Raw genomic sequence first — 26,941 nt, 5'->3', positions numbered from 1 at the left:
GCCTCGTATCAGTATTATTGATACTCCATAAAATTCTTCTATTATCCTAATTTGCACTTCTGACATATACACCAAGTACCTCGTCACAAAATATAATCCATATATGCTTTAACAAAATCTGCATATTTATATTTGGAAATAATAATAGAATCTCCGCTGTCCATAATGGCTTCTGTCCTTGTGTACCCTCTGATATGGTTCAAATTCACAAGATATCCTCTATGTATTCTGAAAAACTCTTTTCCTAGTTCATCTTCAAATTCTGACATTCTTTTATACACTTCATAGTTTTTGCCTTTGAGATGTACAGTAGTTTTCCTGCCATTACTTTCTATATACAAAATATCCTTGATGGCTATCTGGATTGTTATTCCACCTGTCTGGATTGTTGTGTATTGTTCTCCTGTATCCTCTTCATATGCAGCTTCACATATCATCTGGGCATCCATTTTTTTCAGTTCTTCCACTGCTCTTCGTAGTTCAGACTCAAATGCAGCTTTGGATATTGGTTTAAGAAGATAACCGTAAGCTCTTACACCAAAAGCATCTCCCATTCTGTCGGGAATACCTGTGACAAATATGATAAGCGGCCTTGAAGCCCTAATACTGCGGCCACTTTCTTCAATTCTTTCCCCCAGAGTTTTGGCAGCCTCAATACCATCAGCACCACCCATAGCTATATCAAGAAAAAGCACATCAATTCTGGTTCCTGAATCTATGTCCTTTATGAGGTCTTCAGCTGATGAATACTCCTTTATTTCCGCGTTATACACACTTCCGGAAAGCCATCCGTAAAGTAATTCTCGTACTGCTTTTTCATCATCACAGATTGCAAAACACATTTTTCCCATAATGTGTGAACCCACTTTCCTCTTTTATTGTCTATCACATCCATATCATCAAAACTAACAATCATAATGCCGTTAACAACAAAGTTATCTCCATAGACATAACAAAAAGCTTAACATGATTCTTCATGTAAGCTTTTTGAATTTCAACTATATTTTAATCATAACATTATGCCAGCACTCTCTATAGGTCAATGTTATGAATGGTCAGTTTTATGTCATGAGTGGACATTATTCCTTCTTATCAACAGCCCGCGGTAACAGTGATGAAAGTGCATCCGAATATCTTCCCTGGCTATTATACGATCCACCACCCCTTGCTGCTGCGTTATTAATCGCCCTTCCTTTGTCACTCATCTTTGACGCAAACGAATTATACCCGGTGAAAAGTGTCTTTAGTGTTTTTATATCTGAACTCTTAAGCTTATCCTCATCCACCTCAAGCTTATTATTGGCTCCTACACTTATGCCCACCTTGTTTAATAGATCCTCATTTACTTCAGTTGTTTTAATCATCCATGTAGCAGAACGTAGAACATCTTTGGTGTTTGACTCTGCAGCACCATCCAATGTTCGGTTGTAACTATCCACAAAGCTCTTAACAGCCTTGCCGATACTATCCCAATCGTACTCTTCAGTTACTGTCTCTTCACCTGTTTCCTCATTTTTAGTAGTCTTCTGCTTTTTTTGCCAAAGAGAGTCCTTCATCAGATTCTGCGCAGCTTTCGTCAATGTTCCTGCATTACTTGCCATAGAAGTAAGCTTTGCATGCGAGTCCTTACCTGCAGCAGCATTTTCTGCTTTCTGCTTGGCATAGTATGCTTTCACAAGCTTTTTGTACGAGCCATTTCGGAGCATAGCATAATCAGAAACACTAAAAGGGCTTGTTGCACTTGTGCTGGTATTTATATTTAGCCCCGATAAAAAAGAGCTTGCATTCTGATTATAATCGCTGAAATCATAATCAGATTTATCATAATAACTACCACTTAATGAGTCTCTTATCGTTGACATCTCCTTGCCCTCCTTCCTTCGACTTATAATAATCATCAAAAAGTTTGTTTGCAGCTTTCAATGTTTCATTACATATAGATGGAAGATCTCTCCCCCATGCACCAGTAGCCAAATTAAATCCCTTTTCCATAGCTTTCTGCATCTTTTTCATTTTCTCTACATCATCGCCTGCAAGAGCTGATGCAAAGTCAAAAAGTCTCTGAGAAGTCTGCTTTACACCATAATATCCATCTTCAGAAATATCCTTTTGTGCCTGAGCTTTAGTTGCTGCATCTACCTTGAAATTGCCACCAGCCAATCTTTTCCAAAAGCTGTCATCTGTTGCCTTTCCAAAAGCTGAAACCTGACCTTCCAATGTTTTCCTGACAATTTCCAGAAGCTTGTTTCTCTGGTCCTCTTCAGCCTGTTTCATCTGCTGAACTATTGCAGCTCTGTCTGCAGGTGACTTCTTATTTATGCTATATAAACCTGCATCCTTTTCACTTGTCTTTTCAGCTGTCTTCTCGTAAACTGCAGCAGACTCTTTATTCTCGTTTGCTACTTCCTGAACACTGTCAGTTTTCTTTCCATTTTCAGAACTATAGTTTTCTGTGTTCATGACTGAATAATCAGTATTCTGAATGTTTCCTACTAATCCTGTACTCATAACAAATACCTCCTTTGTTAACATCTGTTAATCATTTAGTTATAAAAAAGCTATATTTCTGCATCAACCATGCCACCTACTTCTGTCATTCCAGAGTCCTGTACCATCACGGACATCTCATCTCCGCCAAGTGATAGCGAAACACCGCTATCAAAACCTGATGAAACTGACGATTTCCCCAAATTCTCTTTTTCTGCCTGAAGTCTTTCAAACATTGCCTTTAGATATTTTAAGTCAGCCTTCATGATATCCCTTGCTTCATCAGATCTGTGTTTAGCCTTTAGCTGTTCAAGATCCTGCGGCGCCATGGCTCCTGAAAGTGCCTCAGCCATCTCATCTAGCTCCTGATCTAGCTGAGCCGTTTCCTCAGCCTCTTCATACATCTCCTCAGCAGACATTTCCAGCTTTTCCATAAGAGCTTCGAACTCTTCCTGTTCAAGTTCCCTTATTTCCTCATCCGACTGAACTTTTTCTAAAGGATTTTCTTGCTCAGAAGGCAATTCTTCGTCCATATTCTGCTCAGCAGTTTCTTCCATTTTCAGGTTCTTCTTTTTCTTCTCACAGGCACGTTGAACCATTTCCGCATGCAGGATTGCCCTCAGAATCTCTTCATCATCGTATTCTCCGGTTTTCAGCTTCTTCTGAAGGTTCCCGATTTTCATCCTGATCCCGATTGAAACCTGAGCAGCTTTTGCGGAAGTCTTGGCACTTAATACCTGTGCTGAAACCTGCTTGAAGCTATACATAGCAGGTCTCTTCTTTTTAGAGCTGTTACTCGTTTTCCTTGGCCTGGACATAGAGATAGTCCCTACATGGTTACCATTAAGGTCATATAAGCGCTTTGAGTAATACTCTGTATTTCCTCTGATCTGTAGTTCATATCCATACATAGTTATCGCCTTCTCCACTTCGTTCCGCATACAGTCTTACTAAGCTCACAAGTTCGCTAAGTGCGACTAGCATCCTTGCTTCGCTACGCATAAAGATTTTTCATAACCACATTATCATCCAGTTCCATACGTCTATATCATCATGGTTCTCTATTCTGAACACTCCGTCCTTAACGTCAGATGCCGAAAATTCTCCCCAGCCTCCTCCACCGCCAACTCCAGGAATTTTATAATATCCCCCGACAAATACAAATAGAGACTGCTCTTCTATTTCAGCATCAGGGTATGCTTCCTTTAAAGCCGCTCCATCAATATATATGTAATCCCCATCATACCCTGTAACTATCTTTTCTTCTGTATCTTGCACAACCGTATCCATCTTTGTCATGCTGTAAATGCCACTTATATCCAACGGGTTATTACGCTTGTACGAAAAGCATTTTATTCCAAAGATTGAAGCTATAAGTGCCATTATGAAAAGGACACCACCGGCTAAAACCACTTTTCTGTTATAGCCATTCCTCTCAAGTATCCTGTGGATCCTTTTATTTAGCACCTTATAATTATCATCCCATGCAAAAAGGAACCCTTCTTCGCACTTCATGTTTTTTCGGGACAACATGATTTCCCTGGCATTTGCCAGAAGTGATTCACCATAATCAAAAGGATCAATCCCATTCATTTGCATAGTCACAGCATCACAAACATCTTCAAGATCCCTTTTTATGTACTTTGTAGCAATATGAAGAAAAACATTAGGCCACAAAAGACACCGCACCATATCATATCCGGCAATTATCCAAAGATGTCCCAGTTTAATGTGAGTTTCTTCATGCTTTATAACTATAAGAGCATTCTGCACGTCAAGCTTTTCCGGAATAACTATTATAGGATGGATACAACCTATGCAGAAAGGGGAAATAGTACCCGGATATTTTCTAATTTCATTATCAAAGCCGCAGGTCGTGGCTTTATCCAGCCCCTTCACAAATTTATGTAGTCGCCTTCTTCTGTATATAAAATATGCCGCAAATATGAATATTCCAACTATATAGATAATTGAAACGATCCTGTGTGCACATAACAGATTCCATCTGCCCAATGTATACCACCCGGCTTTGGTTTCGAAAATAAGCTTAAGTTTTCCGCAAAATAAACAAAGGATCAATAGTCCCCAAGAAGCAGCCTTCGCAAATACTCTATCTGCTAAGACAGTCTTTCTAAGGAACATAATGATCCCCAAAACCAGTACTGATATAAGCGCACAGAAACCTAAAATGATCGAATAATAAACGACCAAAAATTCAAAAAACTGTGATAAATTTGTAAAGAATTGCTGCAGCCCTTGCATAACATACCTCTGCTCATCCGTGAGCTACTTATTCTTCTTTGCATTCTTTATAATGTTTTCAAGTTCCTTTATCTGATCTTCAGTAAGTGACTCTGCCTCCAGAAAAGCAAAAGCCGCACCTAGTTTATTTCCTCCAAAATAATTATTGGCAAAATCTATGCTCTTTTCACGTCTGCATTCTTCCTTTGTCTTTATGGGAAGATAATGATAAACTCTGCTATCTTTTTCATCTACTGTATATGAAATAAGATTCTTCTTGCACAGCCTGTTGATAAGAACTCTCACCATTCGCTGCGACATTTTGTCCTGTCCGGGAAGTTTCTCACATATCTCTACAGAAGTAAGGTCTCTTCCAGCATCCCAAAGTGTCTCCATTATCAGCCATTCACTCTCACTAGGAAGCATTTCTTCTCTTTTCATGAAAACCTCCTCAAAATGCCACATAATCCGATATGTTACCTTTTCATAATAACATATCGGATAATGTGTGTTAATAATTAATAGCTGTTAATGATTTTTTTGGATTTTTTATTTTTTTCGACTCAAGTCTTTACATCAATGCTAACACTGACACCTTCTGCTGCAGATACCTCTGCTCCGGTGGATTTTGCAATCTTTTCATCAATATGAGGCACTTTTGTATTATGTGTGGACTCTGAAACCACAGAAACCTTCACGCCACCGACATCGATCTGCTGTGCCTTTGCATTTTCTTCGTCTGAGAATCCTGATGCACTTGCCTGTGCATTTGCAACTCTGTCTGCTTCTTCCGCTCTTCTTTCTGATGCAGCCTCCTGAAGATGCTGTTCCTGCCACCTTCTCTCAGCTCTCTTCTTTTCACGCGCTGCTTCATCTCTCTCATTCTCTTTCTGCAGGGTTGCATCAGCTTCCCTGGCTTTCTGCATTTCCTTATTAGTCTCAGCAATCTGCTCCATATTGTTATTTGCTATGTCTTCAGATCTTTTCTGAGTTTCAGCTAGTTCTTCTTTCTTTTTTGTGGTATCCACGCCGGATGCCTCATCTCTCTTGATCTCAGCATCCAGGACACCGGCCTTTCCATCCATCTGCTTCTTCACTCCCTGCTGAAGCTGTATCTGTTTCATGGATGTACTGGCAGATATAAGAGACTGAGTCATTACATTTGTTAAAGCCATTACACACACCTCCTTGTATTAAATAATGGAAGTTCTGATCTCACTTCGTTCGCCAGAACACGTTCGGACTAGGCTCAAAAATACTTCGCCAAGTCCTCTCAGTTCTACCAAAGGCTTCGGAAAGTTAACCAAAAACCATTATAGATTTTTCACGAAAGGACCTTTTTCAATCATGAATGGACTGGTTTTACATTAAATTACCATCATAGCTGTGAAAATAACTGTATCATCCTCCTGTTCCAGTTGTGTTGTTCCAAAATACTTTTCTGCAATTCTTCGCATATTTTTCAGTCCATAACCATGCTTATCAAAATCCGGCTTCGATGTTCTCACAAGTCCATCCTCATCAGAAATCCATAAAACACCGCTAAAACTGTTCCTGACCTGAACCATGAACATATCACCACTACGCCAGGATTTTATCTCAACAAACGGATTATCCTGACCTTCAGCAGCCCTAATTGCATTTGAAAGAGCGTTATTTAAAATAACACCCACATCTATAGATTCTACTTTTCCTTCCTCCGGATAGTGAAAATCATCTACAAATCGTATTCCAGCATCTTCAGCTTGTCTCCGTTTCTCTGAAATCACTATATCCGTGACTGGATTTCCGGTCTTTGCATTTATGTCTACTGTATGGAAATCCTCAGACCAATCATTTAGGTATTGTAAAGCCTGATCACTACTGTTTTCCTTTATTAGATTACCGAGTACCATAATATGATTGTTGATATCATGCCTAATTCCACGGAAATCCGAATAGACCTTCTCCATAGAATGAACATGCCCTGAAAGTTCGTCGATCTGACTGTGTATAAGTGAGTTTTGCAGTACTTCTTCCTCTGATGCCTTTATCTTATGATAAAAATAAATTACCGCCATCATGGCAAGAAAAGCTATCACTCCGAACACAGCGCATATTCCATGATATACAGGATACCTATGCCCGAAATAGTCACCTGCAGCTTTTTCAAAGGCTTCCTCCATAAATGTACATATCCAGTATGATGCAATTATTGCTATGTATGTTGTGGACAAAAAAGCCAGCTCTCTCCATTCCATTAACTCTTTCTTGCGCTTGTATATGACCTTAATCAGATGAATTCCAAAGCTCAGAACAGCGCACCGTATTACCGCATGAATAGCCTGCGCCAAACCATAAAGCATAATCTGCTGTAAATCTCCTGTCACTTTTGGATTCATAAAAGTCACAGAGCTTATAAGATTCCATGGCAAAACAGCAAGCTCCATTGATATCCACAAAAGCAGATACATCGTCATTGATAAAAACATCATTTGCGGAGCGTTCACCCTCTCTACGAAAACGGAGGCAATACATACCGCACTGCAGCCAAGAGCATAGGCAATTACCCCGGAAAAGTTCACCGGAACAAAATACAATATAGACATCACTCCTGCATAGACCACTCCGAGTATAACTGTGCGCACTCTTCTTCTCAAAAAAGGTATGTAAAAAAACGAAACAAGCACTGCATTTAACAGCACATTTGCAATCATCGATATATTATTTACCTGGTCCCACATGGCTTCAGTAATCATTAATTCTTTTCACCTCTATAATTTTTGAAGTAATACCTTACTCAGCTCTCTTTTTGTTGTAATCCATCAGAGCTTTTACAAAAACCGGATAGTTTTGTTTTGAGATAAGTGCTTCACCCCTTGCCATATAGCACGTTCCAGAATCATACCTCTTTACAAATCGTAGATTTACAAGATATCCTCTATGAGTCCTTAAAAAATCATCACCTACAAGCTTTTCTAGTTCTGATAGATGTCCATAATATTCAATTTCATCAGTTCTTGTATGTACGATTATCCTGGCACCATACACTTCTGCAAAAACAATGTCTGAAACACACAGCCTTATATGACTGCCTCGTGAGTTCAACATCACATACTTCTTTTGAGAATTAATAGCCGATTTAGCAATTTCCACTTTTGCATCTTTTATCACATTAACCATCTTCTTATTTGAGAATGGCTTTACAAGGAAATGAAATGCTCTTACATCAAAAGCATCAAATACATACTGCTTTTCTCCAGTTATAAAAATGATAACAACCTCATCGCTAATATCACGAAGTTTCCTGGCGACATCCATTCCAGACACTCCGGGCATCATAATATCCAGAAGAATAATATCAGGCATATAACCATCTTGTTCCACAACTCTCAAGACGTTTTCTCCAGTGCAAAAGCAACTAATCTCATCATCCGAAAACGATGCATTCAGTTCCGACACTATAATTTTTCTTATTCTTTCTTCATCATCGCATACTGCTATCTTCATAAGGTAATATTCCTCCAAGTTATTCGTATCATAATCACATAAGAAATACTATGATTTGATCACGAAACGACCTTTTTCATATCTGAAAGGGCAAAAAAGAGCCGGATAGAAATATTTTCCCATCCGACTTTACATTAACAATATAACTTTTAACCATACTGTTTAAATCTGAACATCAATCGAACCCCCATCTGAAACCGGAGCTGCCATTGCCGGCATTGATACGGTTACCCCCTGCACTGCAGGGCTTCCAACCACTGCAGAAGCTGACTGTCCACCTCCCATACCGGGAATACTTCCGGCTTTTCCAAGCTCATGCTTGATCATATCTTTAAGGTATTCCATATTTGCTTTTACAATAGCCTTGTTTTCCGAAGCCCTATGCTTCCGCTTTAGATCCTCAAAATCCTCTTTGCTCATATGCGGATCTACCACTTCCATATCTTCAAGCATCTCCATAGTTTCTTCCAACTCTTCCAGTTCTTCCTCGCCAAATTCAGAGATCATCTTGTTCAGATCAGCCATCATTTCATCCGAAACATTAGCTCCGCTTTCTTCGATTTGTTCTAGAGCTTCCTCCAGCATCTCCTCGCGCTCATCGAAGATTTGGTCTTCTTTCTCAGTGATCTTTTCTTCCTCTGCCTGTGTTATGGTACTCTGAATACCCCGAACAGCATCTTCCTGTTCGTCAAGGCGCTCATCCTGCTTCTGAGCACGAGCCACCATTTCTTCCAGCTCCAGATGATGTTTCTTTTTCCTTGCCACCATTTCCATGCGCTTTGCATGGGTTAAAGCAAACTGTAGTTCCTCAGGATCACCATCCCCCGCAGAAATCTTTCTCTTTATCTGCGTCACAGCTCTTTTTGCTGCCAGTACTGCCTGCCCGGCACTGTTTGATGTCTTGGCACTCTGTATTTTGGATGCAACCTCTTTATAATTATAGGTCGGCTTAGGCGCTGTCTCTTCCTCTGCTGCATCCGGGGAACCGGATGATGTCAGAAAATCATTTATTTTTTTATTATTCTGATCTTGGTGAGAATCCTGCTTCAGTGAGCGTATCATCTGCCGCATCTGCTGTGATAATCCTTTTCGATCATTAACATCATTGTCTGTTCTTCTGTCAAAGCTTGATACAAAAGGATTTACCGGCATCTTTCCCATAATTGTATTCTTCATGGCTCTGTCAGTCTTCTGAGCATAGAGATTCCCCTGGGCATTCTTCATGTACTGTGAACTATATAGATTATTCGCAATAAATGATATATTCATGCCGTACCTCATAACATATAGGAATCGTATTTATACGATTCCTCTCGCGCCAGCCGCACGCTGCATAGCAGCAATTTCCACTGTGCGGCTGTGTGCATAAAACATCAGCCTCTGAAATCTATCTTTGTTCCTACCATCTGCTCGGCCTGAGTCATAACTTTTCCGGATGCATTATTGTATGAGTATGTCTGCACCTTAGAGAGAAGTTCATCCATGGAATCTGCTTCGAATGTTACATATTCCTCGTCATCTTTAATCCTGGAATCATCTTTATCAGTATCTTCCTTTTCAGCTTTTTTATCCCTGGCTTTTTGGATACGTTCCTCCTGCGCCTTCTTTTCCGCTTTCTTCTTCTCCTGAAGTTTCTGAGCCTTCTTCTCTGCTGCTTTCTTTTCTGTACGCTTTTTCTGAAGATCTGAAGATTTATTTACAGTGGCAAAGAAACTCTCCTTACCATTAGAATCAACACTCATCCCAAAATTCTTAACACTTGCGCCGCTGCTGGCAAGTCCCATCTTAGCCTCTGACATCTTTGTCTGTGCCATGGCAATGATTCCCTCATATTTTTTGCGATATGATTCATCCGTCGCCATCCGCTCAAGCTTCTCTTCATCTATAAGGACTACCATTTTGTTGGCATTGCCATAGGAGGCAGCATTCTGCTGGACCTGTGCTTTCATATCCTTGCTGACAGCAATGAACTCCATGTTATGATATTTTGATTTCAGCGAATTATAGTAGTCCTTTGCCTTATCGGAAAGCTGCACATCTCCAATAGTCATCCCATATTCAGTTTTTCTGGGCACAAGTGAACTCGTGGTATCTATCGGACTCCACGCTTTTGTTTCTACTTTAGCCTGCTGAGAATTTTTTGCTGAACCAGCCTGATCTGCCCTACCTGTATCAGGAGTCTTAGACACTCCCGATTTCTCGTTATGGACACTCGGATTTATCTGCTGATATGCAGAAATGCCATTAATTCCTGTCATACTGATCTACCTCCTTGTAAAAAAGCCGACATCCTTTTCATTCATCTATATCTAAAAACACATAGTAAGACACTTACCATTTCTTATATATCTTTTATCGTCTTAACTTCATATGGAATGTACCCTGAAATTATTAAAAAAATATAAAAAGGCACTCCCATCTAATCAAACCAAGAATGCCTCTATCATATATCGCTACAAACGTTTTCATCCATAGCGCCTGCGGAATATTCTGACAGTCATTATTATTAAAAGCAATCCCACAAGCACATAAAGAATAGGTGCTGTTTGAAAAGAAATAAGAAATCTGCCAAACAGCTTAGTGAGACGCATATCCGGAATTTCCGAATTAAGAAGTATCGTAATCGGAGTCAGATAGCGTATCTGACTTAATACACGCATATGTGTAGGCACGTTCCCAAAGAGATCAAACAGAACTATCATAAAAATGGTTCCGGCTGCAGCCATGGACCTGTCATAGAATAATGACAGCATCATGACAAGTAGCCCAGCAAGCATGCAGCCAAGAAGGTACACCAATGTATGCAAAAGCAGCATCTGCCATGCTTTCATGGTAATATTCGAAAACTGCATAACCATGTACCAAGGGGCATCAAGGCCATGAAGTCCGCTAAGAATAAGAACAGGCAAATGTGTCATTAGGAGCATCACACTTCCCATAACAAGAGAAAAAGTGCATCCTGTCGCCAGTTTTACTGCGACCGTATATTTATGTCCGTACTTACTTGAATAAATCAGCGCATCCATCTTACTCTCTGTTTCTCCCGCAAAGCTTTCAGCCAAAAAAACAGCTATCAGCATACATGTAACGGTCATTGTAAATTGATAAGTTGTTCGCAGATTTTCAATGTCCTGAGCACTACGATAAGTAAATGGTTTTGGAATAGTTTCTTCCATCCTTTCCCAATACTCGTGTTCGGCTCTCGTTAGATAGAATTCATCTGCAAGCTCACCAATCACGCGCTTTCTTGTATCGTAAAACACATCTGCTGTCCAGCTTTCCTGTTCCACTGAACTATGGTAAATAGATTGTGACTCGTTATAATAAAAAACCATACGTGCATAACGTTTTGCATAGCGCCACATTGCTCCGGGGTCTGGATTCGAGTCTTCACACAGCTCAGCAAAGAAATCCTCATCCATGATTCTTCCATCCAAAAGATGCTCAGCTTTCCATGCGTTAGTTTCCGGATTTACCCCAAAATAACGCTGAGCTGAGGCAAAGAAAAGGAAAGCAGCAACTGCTATCAATACTAACGGTTTTAGCTTATTCGAAAAAATCTTTTTGAGTTCATATAAGTATAATGTCCAAAACATCATGAATACTCCCTCAGATATTACAATCTGTCATCTCCCGGTAACCTGAAATCTGTCATAAGCAATTTTCCCTATAACTATCAAAAAAACTGATATAAGTATGTATATGACAGGAGCGGCCACATAGGCGGTTACATAGTGTCCTCCAAAGCCGACAAGCCTGTGCTCCATAAGTGACCATATACTTATCTGGTTAGAAGGCAGCATGGCTTTTATCTGTGCCAGTACTCGAAACCTTGGAGGTATAAGTTCCAACTGGCTAAAGATAAACAGTCCCACCATAATGCCCATGACTGCAAGGCTGTTCTTTACTACCTCTGACATTGCCATGGCAAATGTGGCAAAAAGAACCGCTGCAGTGATCATTACAAGCATCTGCACGATTATGAACTGTCCCATGGTAAAAGAATAGGCTGATAGCGGAAGTTCAAGCTGAACTGCGGCTCCAAGACCATCCATGCCATAAAGAATAGCGATAAGTAATGCAAGGAGAGCTACGGACACAAGGCAGCACCCTATTACTACAGAAAGGCCAGCTGCAATCTTTAAAAAGAAAGTTTTCCTTCGTCCGTTCCTGCAGCTGATCACTATCTGATCCGTACGCTGACGATGCTCTATTGTGAACACAGTAGACAGGCACAGTGCTGAAATAAGCATTATGCACATAAGCGTCAGCGACATTCCCTGTGCAAGGTTTATAGTTCCTTGGCAGTAACGGTAAGTAAAGGGCGTATCTATTTTTGAATTCTCATTTTTCCACCACTGAAGTTCTCTTTCTGTCAGATTGTCCTCCTGCATCATTGCCATAATAGCTGATTTCCGTTCCTTATAAAGTTCATCCGCTGAATAATCAGATAGGTTCGCTCCATCGGGAAGTATGCCATCTTCCATATCAGCTATTTTTTCATACATTGCGTTATCTGCTGTCCATACAGTTCCATTACTGATTAGCTTTGGATACATTTCCTGAAGCAAAGCATCGTCAATTACAGTTCCATCCAATACTTTTTGTGCATCTTCCATCTCTTTTGATAAATACAGCTTCGGAATGAACGCTTCTATCAGGATAAAGAGCACTGTTACAATCAGCATTGCGACAGTAAGGCGGTTCTTCATAATCTTCTTGATTTCAAATCTGTAGAGCTCCCCGTAGTTTCCCATCACTCAAACTCCTCCATGTAGAACTGCTCAAGATCTCCCTTCTCCTTATCCCAGGCACCCTCATAAATGATCTGCCCGTCCCGCATCATTAAGAGATTACTTGCTATACTGTCAATATCAGAAACTATATGTGTTGAGAAAAGTACTATTGTATTCTTTCCAATTTCAGCTATCAGGTTTCTGAAGCGCACTCGCTCCTTTGGATCAAGACCGGCTGTTGGTTCATCCAGAATGAGTATTTTGGGATCATTAATAATAGCCTGTGCGATTCCCACTCGCTGCTTCATGCCGCCTGAAAATGTTTTTATCTTTTTACCTGCCACATCAGATAGGCCCACCAATTCAAGGAGCTGATCAGTTTTTCTCTTGGCAGTATTCTTATCAAGTCCTTTTAATGCAGCTATATACTGAACAAACTCTCTTGCAGTAAATTCAGGATAATATCCAAAATCCTGGGGCAGATACCCCAAAATAGCTCTGTATTCTTCGGTCTGAACCGGGATTCCATCTGCTATAATATCTCCGCTTGTTGGCGCAAGAATGCCAGTTATCATTCTCATCAAGGTTGTTTTTCCTGCACCATTGGCTCCAAGGAGCCCGGTAACTCCTTCTGTAAGATTAAAAGAAACACGATCTACAGCGATCTTATTCTTGTACTGTTTACTTAACCTGTCGACTGTTAATCTCATGCAAACTCCTCCACATAGTTTAATGTCTTCCACTGTTCATATACTGTTACCATCGCAAAAATAAGGACTATCAAAACTCCCCAGTTTTCAATAAGTTCCATTGTTCCATGGACTAAGCCAAAATCATAATTCTTTATCCAGATCATTAGAACAACTATAAATGTCGATACAGCCAGCGAAGCATATTCCAGCTTCCGTCCCAAGCTGCTCCGTTCCACCTGAAGGCAAATACTCATTGTTATCAGATATGGAAGTACTATGTTTATTGCGGTAATAATTGTCTGTCCGCCAAAAGATACTGCAATTACCGGAGAAATAATTCCCAGGACAATAATGTATAAAAGACCAAGCACCAGCATCCTTGCAAAGATCACGCTCCGTAGAGAAAATCTGGTTGCCATCTCAAGCTCGATCATTCCATATTTCTTAGATCTTCTGGTCTCCAGCACCGATACTGCAGCTAGAAAAGGCATGATCACAGGTATCAGCTCTTTTGTTTCCTCCATCTGCATCCAGGATCCAAATAAAGCAAATGTAGTGATTCCCAATGCAAAAATCCAAACTGAAATCCTAATATACCTAACCTGCTGAACCAGCATTTCTACTGTGCTAACCTCACGAGGTCTGATAGTTTTCAGGAATGCCTGCTTATTCTTTGGCTCCGGAGCATAAAAAGCATCCTTCAATGCATCCTTCATTTCATTTTTCATGGACATCCACCTCCAAACCGGCTCGAAGCTTATCCTCTGCATTTTTAAGCCGCCTGTAAAATGCAAACCTGGAAATTCCCAGTGTCTTACTGATAGTTCCTACAGACTCATTGTTAACGTATCTTAAGAGTAATATTTCCTGTTCTTCTACAGGTAGTTTTGCTACTGCATCTCTTATTGCAATCCGCTCTTCCAGCAAATCATCTCTGGCCGGTATAATTTCTTCATAACCTTCAGGGAGTGAATCAGGCTTAACTCTCCTGTACTCGTCAACACAAAGGTTTCTGGCTATGGTGTACAGATACTTTACCTCGTACCCATGTATACTGCCTTTCTGACTGATAAAGCGAAGGAAAGTCTCCTGGGTAATATCTTCTGCTACTGTCTGATCATTCATTTTGAAATAAACATACCGGTATATTTTGTCGTAAGCATTTTCTAAATCCATGGATACCATTTTAACCTCCCTTCATTATGATTAACGGCTGAGAATACTAAAATGTGCGGCTATTTTCATATTTTTTTATTTTTTCGTATACAACATAAAAGAAGCCTTCAGAAATACTCATTCTGAAGGCCAATGCAACAGCACATCAAATAATCAGATGCTAATTATAGAGATTCTATTTGTATTTATTAGATTGTCAAAGACCCATTTACAATATCTATAACATCACCATATCCTGATTTCTGCAGCAACCGATTCATTCCATCAAGGACCTCTTCTTTGGAAAAATCATGCTCTGTCAGGAACCCTTCCTCTTTTTCAGACAAGTATTGATAGAACAACGCCGCAGCAGCAACGCTTTGCTTATCAGAATAATCAATACCTTCCAGTAAGAGATTTTCAGCTCTATTAATCTCTCCGCAATCTATCATACCAAGCAGCTCATTCAGTTTTCTCCCGGAAACTTCATATCCGTTATTCCGCTCCATCTCAACAGCAACATACTTTTTCCCAAGCATCAGCGAAAACAGAACCCTTGCCATTTCCTTGATGATTCGCATGATGTAGTCTTTTTCATCGTCAAATGTCATAATGCACCTCCGCTCTTAAACGATAATGCATTATTTCCTGTGCCTGGATGAAATGGCTGCCAGGGCCCTTAGCACAACAAAGGATATGATAAAGATGATACAAAAGAAGGCAATAGACAACTGAAATTCATTTCTTACAGAATATCTAAGTGCAATTAAGAAAAACGGTACTGTAAACACCAATGAAGTAACCGCACTGACAAGGAGATCCCTGCTTATGACATCCGACTCCTTCTTTGAGCCGTTCCATGCTCCTGCCCTGACAACAAGCGTCAGATATGCAATACCCCCGATCAAAATAGCCGCCGTTTCTCCCACTACCAGCTTCATGTCGGAATACATTACAAGCTGCGCCACAATAGCAACTGCACATGCCATAAAAACTATAACAAATCCATAACTGCTTGCTTTTACAGCTTCCTGCCTCTGAATATCAGTATAATCAGCCACCGTTTTCAAGGTTTCTTTCAATTCTTTATCCATCTCGCTTTTCCTTTCTCCATTAAGGAGCTCCTTGATGTCAATATCATAGTAATCAGCGAGTTCTATCATGATTGCAAGATCTGGCATATTTGATCCGGTCTCCCATCTTGACACAGTTCTCCCCGACACTCCTAATATTTCAGCAAGTTGCTCCTGGGTTAAGTTTTTCTCCTTACGAAGTTCGCGTAAGAATGCTCCTATTTTTTGTGAATCCATGTGTTCCTCCCTTCACACACAGAATATTAAAAGTTGTCTGATCCGTACACGACACAAAGCGAGAAAATATCGTTTTTATGCAATTAGACAACCTTGTCTATCTGAAAATTATTTAATAACAAAAGTTATTGTCATGCCAATGCTTCGCAATACTCATTACCACCAACAAGACAACTATCAGTTCCCCAAAACAAGAAAAAACAGTGCACAACTCCCACAAGTCATGCACTGTTATAGTATATCATTATCTATGTACTTTATCTTGCGTTGATGATTTCTTCTGCCATATCCATCATTTCATCTGCGCTCATACTTGTATCAAATGAAAGAATACAATAATATACATCACCCATGACAAAGCTTACCGTACTGCTCATACGCGTTTCTCTCTCATCACTTCCAACACTTATAAAGAAATGCGGATCATTTGCATCTCTGTCTTTCTCCTCATCCGTCAAAACATCCGCTTCAGAGACAGGAACAAATAGATATTCATCACAGCTATAATAAACATCCACATCTCCTACTTTGCGGCTGGCCATGGCATCTTCTGAGGCATCACCACTAACCATATCTATGGGGTCCATATATATTGCAACGTAGGGTTCATTCTCTTTGATATATTGCATGCTTATGCCCATGTAAGACTGAATATCGTTGAAACTATCATCCTGAGTAGTAGATTCGCCTACTTCCATATGATCAAACTCATATCCATTTGAAAATGATTCTACAGCTGTAATATCCAATCCTGCCTGCTGTTCAAGCTTTTCAAGATCTCCAAAGTTACCTGTTCGTGTGTCTGGCTTGTTATGACTAACTACACCTGTCGCAATCCCGGTAGCTGTTGCTGTCACCCCAAATACCATTATGCACGCTGCAACTAATATCGCCGTTTTCTTTACTCCCAATCTCTTTTTCATCATGCCTTCCTTTCTGATCGGACTAATCTTAGTTAAATCCGAAATCATCTTTTCTTTTTTATCATCAGAAAGTTTGATAAGGCTCATAGATTCAATATACTCTTTATTTCTATATTCACTCATGTCGATTCTCCTAACCGTTAACCCGTTTCACCATACCAAGATCATTCATGATTGAAAGCCTGAGTTTCTTTCGCCCTCGGGAAAGATACATATTTATTGCGGATTCTTTTTTCCCCAGAAGCTCCGCTATCTCTTTTGCCGAGTACCCTTCATAGTAAAAAAGATAAATACTGATACGATAGTTTCTGGGCAGCTTCATCACTTCTTCCGTTATTCCAAGATCCGGTGGGGTAATAGCTTTAACATCATCAGCTTCCTCCAGCACTGTAGTCTTTTTGGAAAATGCACTCTTCAATTCGTTTTTACACATGTTTATAGTGGTTCTGATAACCCATGCTTTTTCATGTTCAAGACTATCAAACTGTGGATCTGTAGAAACGTACTTTACTAAAACCGCCTGGCATATATCCTCTGCTTCTGTCGTACTCTTAAGATAATTGGTACCGATGCGCATGATCATGTCAGTATAGCTCTCCACCAACCGTCTTGCTTCTCTCTCCTCCATGCGTTTACTCACTTTCTGATATCTTTTAGAAGGCCTTCTATATATAATACAATTCAGGTTACTGAAACCTAACACATAATTTTTTACTATCACAAAAAAGCCTCCAGAAATCCACATTCTGAAGGCTAACGCATTCTGATAATCTGAACACTACGTTCCATCACATCTTCCACTATCTGCTCTGGAGACGGGTTGACCTCACCATTTATTGATAATTGATAGTAACAGTTCAGCTTCAACAGCACATTTACATACTTTTGCTTGATTGAAGTCAGCCTGCTACTTTCCAAGAAAAACCTTTCAATTTCAAAGAATTGTCCCTTACTTTCCTTTGGAACCTGTTCAGGCAATATATCAATGATCCAGTAAGGTTTTTGAAGCAACACATCTACTTTTTTTATTTTTCAGTCTCCTGACTCATTCTTCGCCAATGATTCCCAGTATTCGTTACCCTTCATATAATCAAACGCCTCTTCGTCACAGAATCTCTTTATCAGATCCTGCTGAAAAATAGATATGAACTCCTTATCCAGCTGTGAAAATTTGAGATGTGAAAAAAGCAGGGATTTTGTAAAATCTGATACGCTTTCACAGTTCTCAATGAGTATCTGCATTATTCGGGCGGTTTCATCAGCATTCTTTTCATAAGCAGCTATTTCAAGCTTTGAGGCGTTCTCCTGATACGGTCCCATTTCAAAACATTTTGCTATTTGTCCGTTCAAATCCGCAATTCTATGCGCCATCTCAAGATTGTTGTCTTCCAGGCAATAGACTTGCAGGGCATTCACAACACCTCTTAACCTGTTCACAGCTGACAGCATAAGTCCCTCATATGCGGCATAAGCCTCTTTTGATTTGCCGGTTTTTGAGTAAATATCTGCCTGTAAAAGTTCACGATCAGGATGATTTTCCGGCAAAAAGCTCAGATTCTCCTCTGCCTTATTGTAATCCTCTTTTCTGAAGTAGATACGGAAAAGCGATTCTGCAGCTGATTCTCTGATTGAAGCATCCTCTGATTTCAGTAACTGCGAAAACCATTGACATATGCAATCAACATAGTAATCATGATCTTTCACATCATTTATCAGCCACGTTGCATATAAAATTGTCGCTGTATTCCACTTAAGTCTATCACAGTTTGGGTACTCGGCAATTTTCTTTTTTGCATCGGCAAATACCTGCTCAAAAGACTCTTCCTCAAGCCTTTTGTCCAGCTTCTTTATAAATATGTTCACTTCTTCATCAGTGAGATCTTCCTTAAATGACAGCAGCTCATCAGTTGAAATTCCAAGTAGCCTTGCTATTGGCGCAACCAATCCTATGTCAGGAAGTGTATTCCCATTCTCCCATTTATTTACAGCAGGAGTTGTTACTCCCAGACGAGCCGCCATCTCTTCCTGGGTTATACCCATTTCTTTACGATATTTTCTGATAATCTTTCCGATATTCATCTGCCGTCCCTCCAGCAATATATTGGAACCGGTTCTTCTTGATAATATCGAAGATAATCCAAAAAATCTATTGAGCGCTCGTTAAATATAAAGAAAATTTTTTAACCATAAAGAAACATAGCCTCTCTTCCATATTGCGGTCGAGAGGCTATGTTTTCATTTAAAATAATGATACCATTTACCCTTTTTATGCAAACAAATCATCCAAAGTTATTACATTAGCAAATATCCCACTATATGAATTTTTCTTTAAACCATAAGTCGTTACAAGTGTGTTCCTGACTACTTTTTTTCGGGAAATCTTTTCCATAACAAGCCTGTCCCTTGTTCGCATCTTTTCTTCATAATTGTAGTCAACTGAAAACTCACCACTATAAAATTTCAGTTCACAGAGGTTCACCACATTATCTGCACGATCTATCAGCAAGTCTATTTGGGTTCCTTCGGAATCATCACTTTTTTCTTTTATCCACATAGACATACTTGCTTCGACGCCATTAATCTCAAGGGCTTTCTTTATCTGAGGATAATGCAGATAACATACATTCTCAAAGGCCAAACCTCTCCAGATATTTAAAACGCTTGAATTCACATTGTGTTGCCAGAAGTTTTCTTTATTTCTCTTCCCTTTGATAAAATTTAAATATGTCAGGCAATAAGGATCCGATAATCTGTATTTTTCTTCTCTTTTGCCATCTGCAAATGGGATGTACTTTATCAGAAAGTCACTTTCTTCAAGTGATGCCAATATCTTGTTAAGCTCGCTGCCCGAGACATCTTTAAACTTTTCTGCTATTGCACTTCTTGTATATCCAATACCCTTTTCAAATAAGAACTCAACAATTTCCCTAGTTTTTGTAGGCTTATCAAATGCTGATGTGAAGAGATTATCATATTCTCCTTTTAGCAAAGGGTTTTCATCAAACAATATCCTGTCAATATTCTGAGCAAGGCTCAACCTTCCATCAATATATCCAAGATAGTAAGGAACTCCACCAAATACCATGTAACTTTGCGTAATATCATACCTTGAAAACTGGATATTTTGGCTTAGGAAGTATTCTTCACACTCTCTTAGTGTAAACGGTAACAATTTAATCTTGTGGGTAATTCTATTATAAAGACCACCTTTATTACTTATCAGCTTATTCTGAATCCATGAGTTAGCGCTTCCGCATACTATCAGCATGATATTTCCGCGTTCATTGCACCAGCCATTATAGAATTCTTCGAACGCAGTAATAAATCTGGATCTTTTTGTATCCATCCAGGGGAGTTCATCGATAAAAACTACCTGCTTTGAGCCATCGTCTTTTTCAGTCAGCAGTTTCTTAAGCATAAAGAAGGCTTCAAGCCAACTGGATGGTTTTGCACTTTTTTTCATTCCATACATTTGCAGAGACAAATAAAAGCTTTCAAGCTGGTCGTTTAATGTAACTTTTTCACCTTTTTCATTGACAGGTGACAACCCCGTGTGATGAAAAGCATACCGTCCCCTAAACGTGTTGTTTACAAGATATGTCTTTCCAACTCGCCTTCTGCCATAAATAACCACAAAGTCTGACTGGTTTCTGTCATATAGTCTATTTAGTTCTTCCTGTTCTTTTATTCTTCCTATCATACTTTAATTATATCTTATTTGTCCTATAAGTCAATTTATATTGCATTACAGGACAAATAAACGGCATTTTAAGTCTTTTATTTGTCCTGTTATGTATAAAAATATTATTGTTAGGATAATTATATTTATCATTCCATGCCCAATCATCCAAAAAACCAAATATACTTGCGAATCTCGAAATTCTAAAAGTTCTCATCTTTGCAAAGTAATGATTTTGGGATTTCACATAAAATACATATAAACTTCACTTTTAGTTACGATGTCTAATGTAAGATAACAATATAGAACAAAAACACTAAAACTCCCTCATAAGAAACACATTTTTTTCATAACACACAACAATCCGGATTCTACGTGACAAGAATCCGGATTTCCTCATTAATATGATGTTTTAACCATCTGTACGTAGCAAGCTCAGATTTTGTTTCCGCATCCGATTCAGCTGGATTGGGAACATGAATAAATCCTGCAGGAATATCAAGAGCCTTTTCTTTCAGGTAATGCATTACCCTATAGAAAAGGTCGTTGCATACATAAGCTCCTGCTGAATATGAAAGCTCAGAAGGTATTCCTTCCTTTGTCATGGTTTATCTCCTTCTAGAAAGCGCCTCAATCACCTAGAATAGCTTACGCTTTCAAGTTTGATCGGAATGGGATTTTGAAGCACCCACTTAACAGCGAGCTCCTCTAGCCTATACATCTCTGTTTTACCCTGATTGGGCAAGGTTTTTGCGATTTCTTCAACCTCAAGCAGTTCTGAGTCTGACAACCCCTGCCCTTCTTTAAAGTACTCTTTTAATGCATTGACCATTTTTCTGAATTCATGATCCCAGTTGGCACCGCCATTATCAAGTACTTCATGGGAAAGTCTTCCGGTTATTCTTATAACTTCACCCTGAACAATGGAACATGCACCTGAGCCTGGAACAAGGAAATCCCACAGTTCTTCATGCTGCTCCATCCAGCCTTCCGCCTTTGGATGTATCTCACTGACACCGTCGTGAACCTGTCTTTTAGGCACGGGTTCTACATCAAGTAGCTTATAGAGCTTATCTACTGTATCATCCACTCTCTGGTTAAACTCTATAGCCCATGTGTTTTCTGCAGGGATTGGGCATCGGTGGAATTCTATTTCTTTAACATCATTTATGAATGCCTCTTTAAGCTTATCGGTTACTGGAACACCTTTTGAAAACAGAAATTCCGCTACAGGAAGTAACCTGATCAGTTCAGCAGGAATAGCGCCTCTGAAAGCTGCTTCCAATGGTGTTTCATCATCTTGATTTTTCTCGTTCGGGTCTGCTCCAGCATCAATTAATGCACTAATTATATTGAGAGTGCCATGTCTAACAGCATGGAAAATAACACTTCTTCTGGGATATCCTGTTTTAAAGTGTATATCTGCTCCATATTTCATCAGAAGAAGCGCTCTTTTTTCATGAAATTCTTCATCCCCTAGAGGTGTGCTGACATGTTCTATCAAAGGTGTATCCCCGAGACCATCATGATAGTTTATATCAGCTCCCTGCTCAAGGCACCACTTCACCATCTCATCGGATATATCAAAGAAAAGGATATTTTTCGATCCAGAATATGCATTTATCTCGCACTTTTCAAATACTGCCTTAAGTGCATTATCATCATGAATATACTCTTTAATATCTTTTGGAAGTCTTTTCCGTTTTCTTGTAGCCATTTTCATTTCCCCTTTAAAACTTTATTCAGTCCCCTCTTAGTAACTTATTACTTATTTAGCTCCCATGCTTTTAGCATGTTCTTCGCCATTTCAAAATCTTTAAGTGCATCTTCCCTGTCATAGGCTCTGCTTCTCCTTCGGTTTTTAGCTCTGACTGATGTAATTTTTCACGTTAAGGCTCTAATCCGCAGAAAATGTCGCATGGAGCAACTGGTCCAAAGCCATAGTAGCACAGGCAACGGATATACTTATGGCAATCCGGGCAGTATACAATGATATTGCCCAGTGATTCTGTAATATTGATTGTTTTGCCACAGTCTTCACATTTAAATTCCATATTTTACTTCTAAATCCCTTCTGAAGCCGTCTCTATAATCCTGCAAAACAGCTTCGACACCTTTTCACCTATCCCAACATACGTGGTGCTAATTACATGCCAAACTCTTCATAGTAATTTATAAGATCCTTAAGCGGCGGAATCACCCTTCTTATATCCTGTTCAGTTACACTTACAGATTTTGAACCGTTTGCATGTGCCCCGCTATTACCAACTTTTGAAATATTATATAGGATCTCAATATAGTGCTTTGGAATCACCTTTGCGTTTTCTAGCTTTTTGCGCTGCTCTCCCTTATTGTCAAAAACACATTCCGGTATGAAGATCTGGACAAAATAAGACAAAATAGTCTCTTCTATATGTCTTATATTAGCTGCGGCATCTTCAAAATACCCTTTTTCAAGGTGTTCCATTACTCTCTCGTAGAACTCACTAACCGATCCTTTTTCAACACTTGCTGCATCTACATTCGTAATATTATTCTGGCTGCTTACCTTGTTTTCTCTGTATAACCTGTCACATTTCTCAGCTGCATTTTCTTCCCCATTATCATGCGCTTTTTTATACCATTTTGCTGCAAGATTATAGTCCTTTGGAACACCGATACCATCTTCATAACATAAGCCTAGATTAAACATGGCATGACTGTTACCCATATCAGCTGATTTTTTATAGAGATTGAATGCCTTAACATAGTCTCTTATATCTATACCCAATCGTTCCTGATAGCAGATGGCAAGCATGTTATAGCCATCGCTCGACCCATGGATAGCTGCTTTCATATTCCAGATATAGCAGCTCCTTCTTTCCTTGTCTTTTTCAGGACTGGTAGGTCTGATATAATCCGATCCAAGCTTTCTACACGCACACTCGTTACCTCTATTTGCTGCCTTGCTATAAAGTCCATATGCACAGGCTTTTTGGTTCGCTTTTATAATATTATAAGTAGCTTTATCATGCTTTTGCATATAAATGCGGGCTAACTCAACATAACCCCAGTTTTCATCATGCCTTGATGCTTTCATGTACCAACGTATCGCATCTTCGATATTTACAGGTACACCATTCCCATAATGATAAGCATCTCCAACCAATAACTCTGCCCATGAATCACCATCTTTTGCTCTTTTAAGTAATTCATCAAAATTCATGGATTCATAATCAATCTCGTCTTCATCATCATCGCTACCAAGATCTTCAGTATAATCCAGATTGATCGTAATACTGGTTTCATCAGTTTCGATGCGCCTATTATAAATGTACTTCTCAAGCTCTTCTTTTATCAGTTCTTTCTTTTCCGTATCAGTAAAAGCAAAAGAAACCTTACGATCCCCTAACAATGCGTTAGTGATTTCTTCCCTATTTGCATATAGCCATTCCTCAAATTGCCCAATAACGCTCTCAGGGTTTTTAATGACTTTTCTACCTTTCTCTATATAATTGTTTTCCCAGGTGTTATGGTAATAGTCAAAACAGTCTGAAAGGATAGAGTCAAAATATTTCTCATCCTTTGTTTCCTGATATTTCTTATCATACAGTTCATAAAGCTCTTTTTGTGCCATGGGGATTTTTTCTTTTACTGCCAAGCGCAAAGCATCTACTATCTCATCAAAAGTCGATGCATCGTGCCTTTGGCACTTTATCACAGAGGGCATAAATCCAAGATTTGCTGACTTTTTCCACCAGTCATAGCTTATCTTTTCGTAATTCACGGTCTTTCTTTGCTCTATAATTTGAGCAAGCTGATACATGGAAACAGGATTATTTGCGCAGGCACTGCCACCTAATACCGAGAATCCATAGTCGGACATATGGTGCGTATAGAATAGATAATTAGCCCTTATAAAAGCAGCATAACTTTCGCCCATTTGTTCAGCTATTAAAAACAGCTTGTAAGCTGCTTTAGTATTCTTTTCTACACCTGTACCAAATGCATAACACTCAGCCAGTTTTGCAGTTGCTATACAGTTACCAGCTTTATAAAGTTCAAACAGACTTTTTGCATCATTATTGTTTATGATATTGTCATATGCGTTCTTTTTATCTCCGAGAAGCCCGTGGTGACTTGCATATCTGACAACATTTGTCCAGGAATAATTGCGTAGTTGATAAGACTGCATTTCTTCTACATCAGCAAGGACGGGTTTCTTTTTTTCAAAAAAATCTGTCGATGCATATATTACCGTCGAGTCCTGATTGCTTTTCGCGCATGAGCGACAGAACGGCTTATTCTCCGAGTTGTAATATATATTTTCAGAACAACATTTCATGCATATAGGATTTGTTTTGGGAATCTGCTTTATCTTATTGTTTACGAATGACTTCCTTTGAACCATCCTGGTATATCTATTACCACCAGAAGATGACTGGTTATTATTCTTTTTATAAATCGCGTATCCTTTATTCTGATCATTTCCCACAGATTTTGTAAGAGTATAATCCTCAGGCTTATTTTGCCTAGGTTCATTCAGATCCAGAGCTGCATCATAACCATCATTAAGATCATTATCATCCTCATCTACAGTCTGACTTTTACCCAAAAGAGATCCTCCCCAAGAATCATTAGAAAAACTGTCATTTTTGTACCTTCGCTCATCTTCCTCCAGATTGTCAATGAAGACAGAAAAATTCTGAACTTCATCATCAAAAAAGCCAAATAAGCTCATAGGTTGTTCCCTCCCAACTATTATTTTTTGTCCCCTCTGTACTGTTTTACGACAATACATTACTACTATATCAGAAACAGCAGAATATGACAGCAATTATCACGAAAAAGTGCTGCCTTTTCTGCCAAAATCTCCCATGAGACTTTCCAAAAAAATACTTGAATGCGGAATTTAATTCCGCATTCAAGTACAAGAGGAATTGTTGAAAGATTTTTCGGAACGCTAGAGTCCAGAGGATTCCATATGCTGCCATCAACAACCGGGTCAGATACCAAAGATCCTGTCAGAAAAAAAACCGAAAAAAATGCAATAAAATATGATGTCACATATGAACAGATGACTGAACTGATAGATGTTCTCATAGCTGAGTATAATAACACACCCCATAAAGGGGTAGATGGACTTTCACCCTTAGAGTGCATGAGCTGCAAACTGTTTCAAGCGGGGCTTTATATATATCTGATCCATGGAACACACTAATAATCCCGACATATCAGGTATTGTATCTGAAACATGAAGATATGTATGAAATAATGAAATGCTAGCTGTTACTCTGTTGGAATTGACGAGGTAGGGCTAAAGTGTTATATTGTAACTAGAAAATAGTTGCAAGAGGAATTACTGTGCCAAAGAAATCAAAATTACTAGAAAAATTACTGTCAAAACCCGCACCCAGGTAATGAACTGTACAGGTATCACGTAAAGATGGTCATAGTATTTCTTAAGGAAGTAGGTGAGATAGAATGATAAGTTCACTGATGGAATACAATGGATATCATGCAAAAGTAGAATTTGACCAGGAAGATCAGATATTCATAGGTCACGTTCTTGGCATCAATGACTCTCTGAATTTTCATGGAGAATCAGTAAAAGAGCTTACACAGTCCCTGCATGATTGTATAGATAATTACCTTGAATACTGCCAGAAGATTGGAAAAGATCCTGAACGAGAATTTAAAGGCTCATTCAATGTTCGCATTAAGCCTGAGCAGCATAAGAAAATTGCATTATATGCTGCCAATGAAGGAATCACAATAAACCAGTTTGTATCCAGAGCTATTGATGATGAACTGGACATCCTAGAAGGTTAGCCCAAAGACGCAATATTTTTGTTAATTCGCCGATTCGAGAACTGATAACTAAAGATGGATTTTTATAATGGAAAGGCCTTGATGACAAGGCTTTTCTTTATTTGTTTCAACTATTAAAATATAAGGGTATGAAACCTTTTCTGAGCAAATTAGATATGATGAGTTTAAAAAAGTTGTGGAGAAAATTAGGACATTATGCGTTAGCTCATCAAGCATTCTTTGCTTGTCTTCATCGGAACCTATAAGTTGTTTTTCACGACTAAAATTTAAAACCTTTAATAGCAATTTGTTTTTACATTCATATCTATGAATTTCCGATACTATAACGTCATTAAAATAATCAAGAAATTCACATATTCTTTTTTCATCATCCACATAATAATGAACATTTATGTGACGCGAAAGCTCCTCTGTCAGT

Annotated in this window: 29 protein-coding genes; 2 read left to right on the top strand and 27 right to left on the bottom strand. The window is 39.1% G+C overall.

The features are described 5' to 3' along the window. Positions 1-83 precede the first annotated feature (83 nt). From G601_RS0110735 to G601_RS0110610, 26 genes are all read right to left on the bottom strand, one after another. Complete coding sequence (locus tag G601_RS0110735; protein ID WP_051205748.1) at positions 84-851, bottom strand: LytR/AlgR family response regulator transcription factor; 768 nt, start codon at positions 849-851, stop codon at positions 84-86. Between the two features lie 228 nt (positions 852-1,079). Further along, positions 1,080-1,862 carry a hypothetical protein gene (locus tag G601_RS25025; RefSeq protein WP_051205746.1) on the bottom strand — a complete coding sequence of 261 codons (783 nt, stop codon included), beginning with the start codon at positions 1,860-1,862 and terminating at the stop codon, positions 1,080-1,082. After that, positions 1,831-2,508 carry a hypothetical protein gene (locus tag G601_RS0110725; protein WP_026665345.1) on the bottom strand — a complete coding sequence of 226 codons (678 nt, stop codon included), beginning with the start codon at positions 2,506-2,508 and terminating at the stop codon, positions 1,831-1,833. The genes G601_RS25025 and G601_RS0110725 overlap by 32 nt, the downstream gene beginning before the upstream one ends. 50 nt (positions 2,509-2,558) lie before the next feature. Further along, the gene (locus G601_RS0110720) at positions 2,559-3,428 is read right to left on the bottom strand and encodes a hypothetical protein (RefSeq protein WP_207638043.1); all 870 of its coding nucleotides are present in this window, start codon (positions 3,426-3,428) and stop codon (positions 2,559-2,561) included. Between the two features lie 70 nt (positions 3,429-3,498). Next, on the bottom strand, positions 3,499-4,629 hold the full coding sequence (locus G601_RS0110715; protein WP_026665343.1) for a M56 family metallopeptidase: 1,131 nt from the start codon (positions 4,627-4,629) through the stop codon (positions 3,499-3,501). 144 nt (positions 4,630-4,773) lie between these two features. After that, positions 4,774-5,169, bottom strand: a complete 396-nt coding sequence (locus tag G601_RS0110710) for a BlaI/MecI/CopY family transcriptional regulator (protein ID WP_026528419.1) — start codon at positions 5,167-5,169, stop codon at positions 4,774-4,776. Between the two features lie 122 nt (positions 5,170-5,291). Next, complete coding sequence (locus G601_RS0110705) at positions 5,292-5,903, bottom strand: hypothetical protein (RefSeq protein ID WP_026665342.1); 612 nt, start codon at positions 5,901-5,903, stop codon at positions 5,292-5,294. Positions 5,904-6,095: 192 nt separating this feature from the next. After that, positions 6,096-7,367: a sensor histidine kinase gene (locus G601_RS0110700; protein WP_196812554.1), complete on the bottom strand. Its 1,272-nt coding sequence runs from the start codon at positions 7,365-7,367 to the stop codon at positions 6,096-6,098. Positions 7,368-7,503: 136 nt separating this feature from the next. Beyond that, entirely contained in the window at positions 7,504-8,217 is a 714-nt protein-coding gene (locus tag G601_RS0110695; RefSeq protein ID WP_026665340.1) for a LytR/AlgR family response regulator transcription factor, read from the bottom strand. 162 nt (positions 8,218-8,379) lie between these two features. Further along, the gene (locus tag G601_RS0110690) at positions 8,380-9,486 is read right to left on the bottom strand and encodes a hypothetical protein (protein WP_026665339.1); all 1,107 of its coding nucleotides are present in this window, start codon (positions 9,484-9,486) and stop codon (positions 8,380-8,382) included. A 104-nt stretch (positions 9,487-9,590) separates the two neighbouring features. After that, positions 9,591-10,475, bottom strand: coding sequence for a DUF6033 family protein (locus G601_RS22900; protein WP_051205744.1), 885 nt, complete (start codon positions 10,473-10,475; stop codon positions 9,591-9,593). Between the two features lie 207 nt (positions 10,476-10,682). Further along, positions 10,683-11,813 carry a hypothetical protein gene (locus tag G601_RS0110680; protein ID WP_196808866.1) on the bottom strand — a complete coding sequence of 377 codons (1,131 nt, stop codon included), beginning with the start codon at positions 11,811-11,813 and terminating at the stop codon, positions 10,683-10,685. 30 nt (positions 11,814-11,843) lie between these two features. Continuing rightward, positions 11,844-12,974, bottom strand: a complete 1,131-nt coding sequence (locus G601_RS0110675) for an ABC transporter permease subunit (RefSeq protein WP_026665337.1) — start codon at positions 12,972-12,974, stop codon at positions 11,844-11,846. Beyond that, on the bottom strand, positions 12,974-13,663 hold the full coding sequence (locus G601_RS0110670; RefSeq protein ID WP_026665336.1) for an ABC transporter ATP-binding protein: 690 nt from the start codon (positions 13,661-13,663) through the stop codon (positions 12,974-12,976). The genes G601_RS0110675 and G601_RS0110670 overlap by 1 nt, the downstream gene beginning before the upstream one ends. Then, positions 13,660-14,373 (bottom strand): hypothetical protein, encoded by a 714-nt coding sequence (locus G601_RS0110665; RefSeq protein ID WP_026665335.1) that lies wholly within the window; start codon positions 14,371-14,373, stop codon positions 13,660-13,662. Before G601_RS0110665 ends, G601_RS0110670 begins: the two co-directional genes overlap by 4 nt. After that, on the bottom strand, positions 14,363-14,821 hold the full coding sequence (locus G601_RS0110660; protein WP_026665334.1) for an RNA polymerase sigma factor: 459 nt from the start codon (positions 14,819-14,821) through the stop codon (positions 14,363-14,365). Before G601_RS0110660 ends, G601_RS0110665 begins: the two co-directional genes overlap by 11 nt. Positions 14,822-15,009: 188 nt before the next feature. After that, positions 15,010-15,411, bottom strand: coding sequence for a DUF6483 family protein (locus G601_RS0110655; protein ID WP_026665333.1), 402 nt, complete (start codon positions 15,409-15,411; stop codon positions 15,010-15,012). 30 nt (positions 15,412-15,441) lie between these two features. Then, on the bottom strand, positions 15,442-16,110 hold the full coding sequence (locus G601_RS22895) for a helix-turn-helix domain-containing protein (RefSeq protein ID WP_035790668.1): 669 nt from the start codon (positions 16,108-16,110) through the stop codon (positions 15,442-15,444). A 257-nt stretch (positions 16,111-16,367) separates the two neighbouring features. Then, a complete protein-coding gene (locus G601_RS0110645) occupies positions 16,368-17,156 on the bottom strand; it encodes a hypothetical protein (protein ID WP_026665332.1) in 789 nt (262 codons plus the stop codon). A gap of 10 nt (positions 17,157-17,166) precedes the next feature. Next, positions 17,167-17,673: an RNA polymerase sigma factor gene (locus G601_RS0110640; protein ID WP_026665331.1), complete on the bottom strand. Its 507-nt coding sequence runs from the start codon at positions 17,671-17,673 to the stop codon at positions 17,167-17,169. A 392-nt stretch (positions 17,674-18,065) separates the two neighbouring features. Beyond that, positions 18,066-19,112, bottom strand: a complete 1,047-nt coding sequence (locus tag G601_RS0110630) for a helix-turn-helix domain-containing protein (RefSeq protein WP_026665330.1) — start codon at positions 19,110-19,112, stop codon at positions 18,066-18,068. A 187-nt stretch (positions 19,113-19,299) separates the two neighbouring features. After that, positions 19,300-20,733: an AAA family ATPase gene (locus tag G601_RS0110625; RefSeq protein WP_026665329.1), complete on the bottom strand. Its 1,434-nt coding sequence runs from the start codon at positions 20,731-20,733 to the stop codon at positions 19,300-19,302. A 350-nt stretch (positions 20,734-21,083) separates the two neighbouring features. After that, a complete protein-coding gene (locus G601_RS0110620; protein ID WP_026665328.1) occupies positions 21,084-21,317 on the bottom strand; it encodes a pyroglutamyl-peptidase I family protein in 234 nt (77 codons plus the stop codon). A gap of 29 nt (positions 21,318-21,346) precedes the next feature. Further along, entirely contained in the window at positions 21,347-22,429 is a 1,083-nt protein-coding gene (locus G601_RS0110615; protein ID WP_035790666.1) for an ankyrin repeat domain-containing protein, read from the bottom strand. A 172-nt stretch (positions 22,430-22,601) separates the two neighbouring features. Further along, positions 22,602-22,766: a hypothetical protein gene (locus G601_RS26640; protein ID WP_207638042.1), complete on the bottom strand. Its 165-nt coding sequence runs from the start codon at positions 22,764-22,766 to the stop codon at positions 22,602-22,604. Between the two features lie 92 nt (positions 22,767-22,858). Continuing rightward, positions 22,859-25,432 (bottom strand): tetratricopeptide repeat protein, encoded by a 2,574-nt coding sequence (locus G601_RS0110610; protein ID WP_026665326.1) that lies wholly within the window; start codon positions 25,430-25,432, stop codon positions 22,859-22,861. 162 nt (positions 25,433-25,594) lie between these two features. Here G601_RS0110610 and G601_RS0110605 point away from each other — a divergent pair, with 162 nt between their 5' ends. Then, entirely contained in the window at positions 25,595-25,912 is a 318-nt protein-coding gene (locus tag G601_RS0110605; protein ID WP_207638041.1) for a hypothetical protein, read from the top strand. Positions 25,913-26,175: 263 nt separating this feature from the next. After that, on the top strand, positions 26,176-26,523 hold the full coding sequence (locus G601_RS0110600; RefSeq protein ID WP_026492158.1) for a type II toxin-antitoxin system HicB family antitoxin: 348 nt from the start codon (positions 26,176-26,178) through the stop codon (positions 26,521-26,523). Positions 26,524-26,571: 48 nt separating this feature from the next. Here G601_RS0110600 and G601_RS26635 read toward each other — a convergent pair whose 3' ends face one another. After that, on the bottom strand, positions 26,572-26,898 hold the full coding sequence (locus G601_RS26635) for a hypothetical protein (protein ID WP_207638040.1): 327 nt from the start codon (positions 26,896-26,898) through the stop codon (positions 26,572-26,574). Positions 26,899-26,941 lie beyond the last annotated feature (43 nt).

It is taken from the genome of Butyrivibrio sp. FC2001, assembly GCF_000424125.1.
Taxonomy (GTDB): Bacteria; Bacillota; Clostridia; order Lachnospirales; family Lachnospiraceae; genus Butyrivibrio.
Note: the sequence above shows the minus strand (reverse complement) of the source record. Positions and strands in the feature narration are given on the sequence as shown.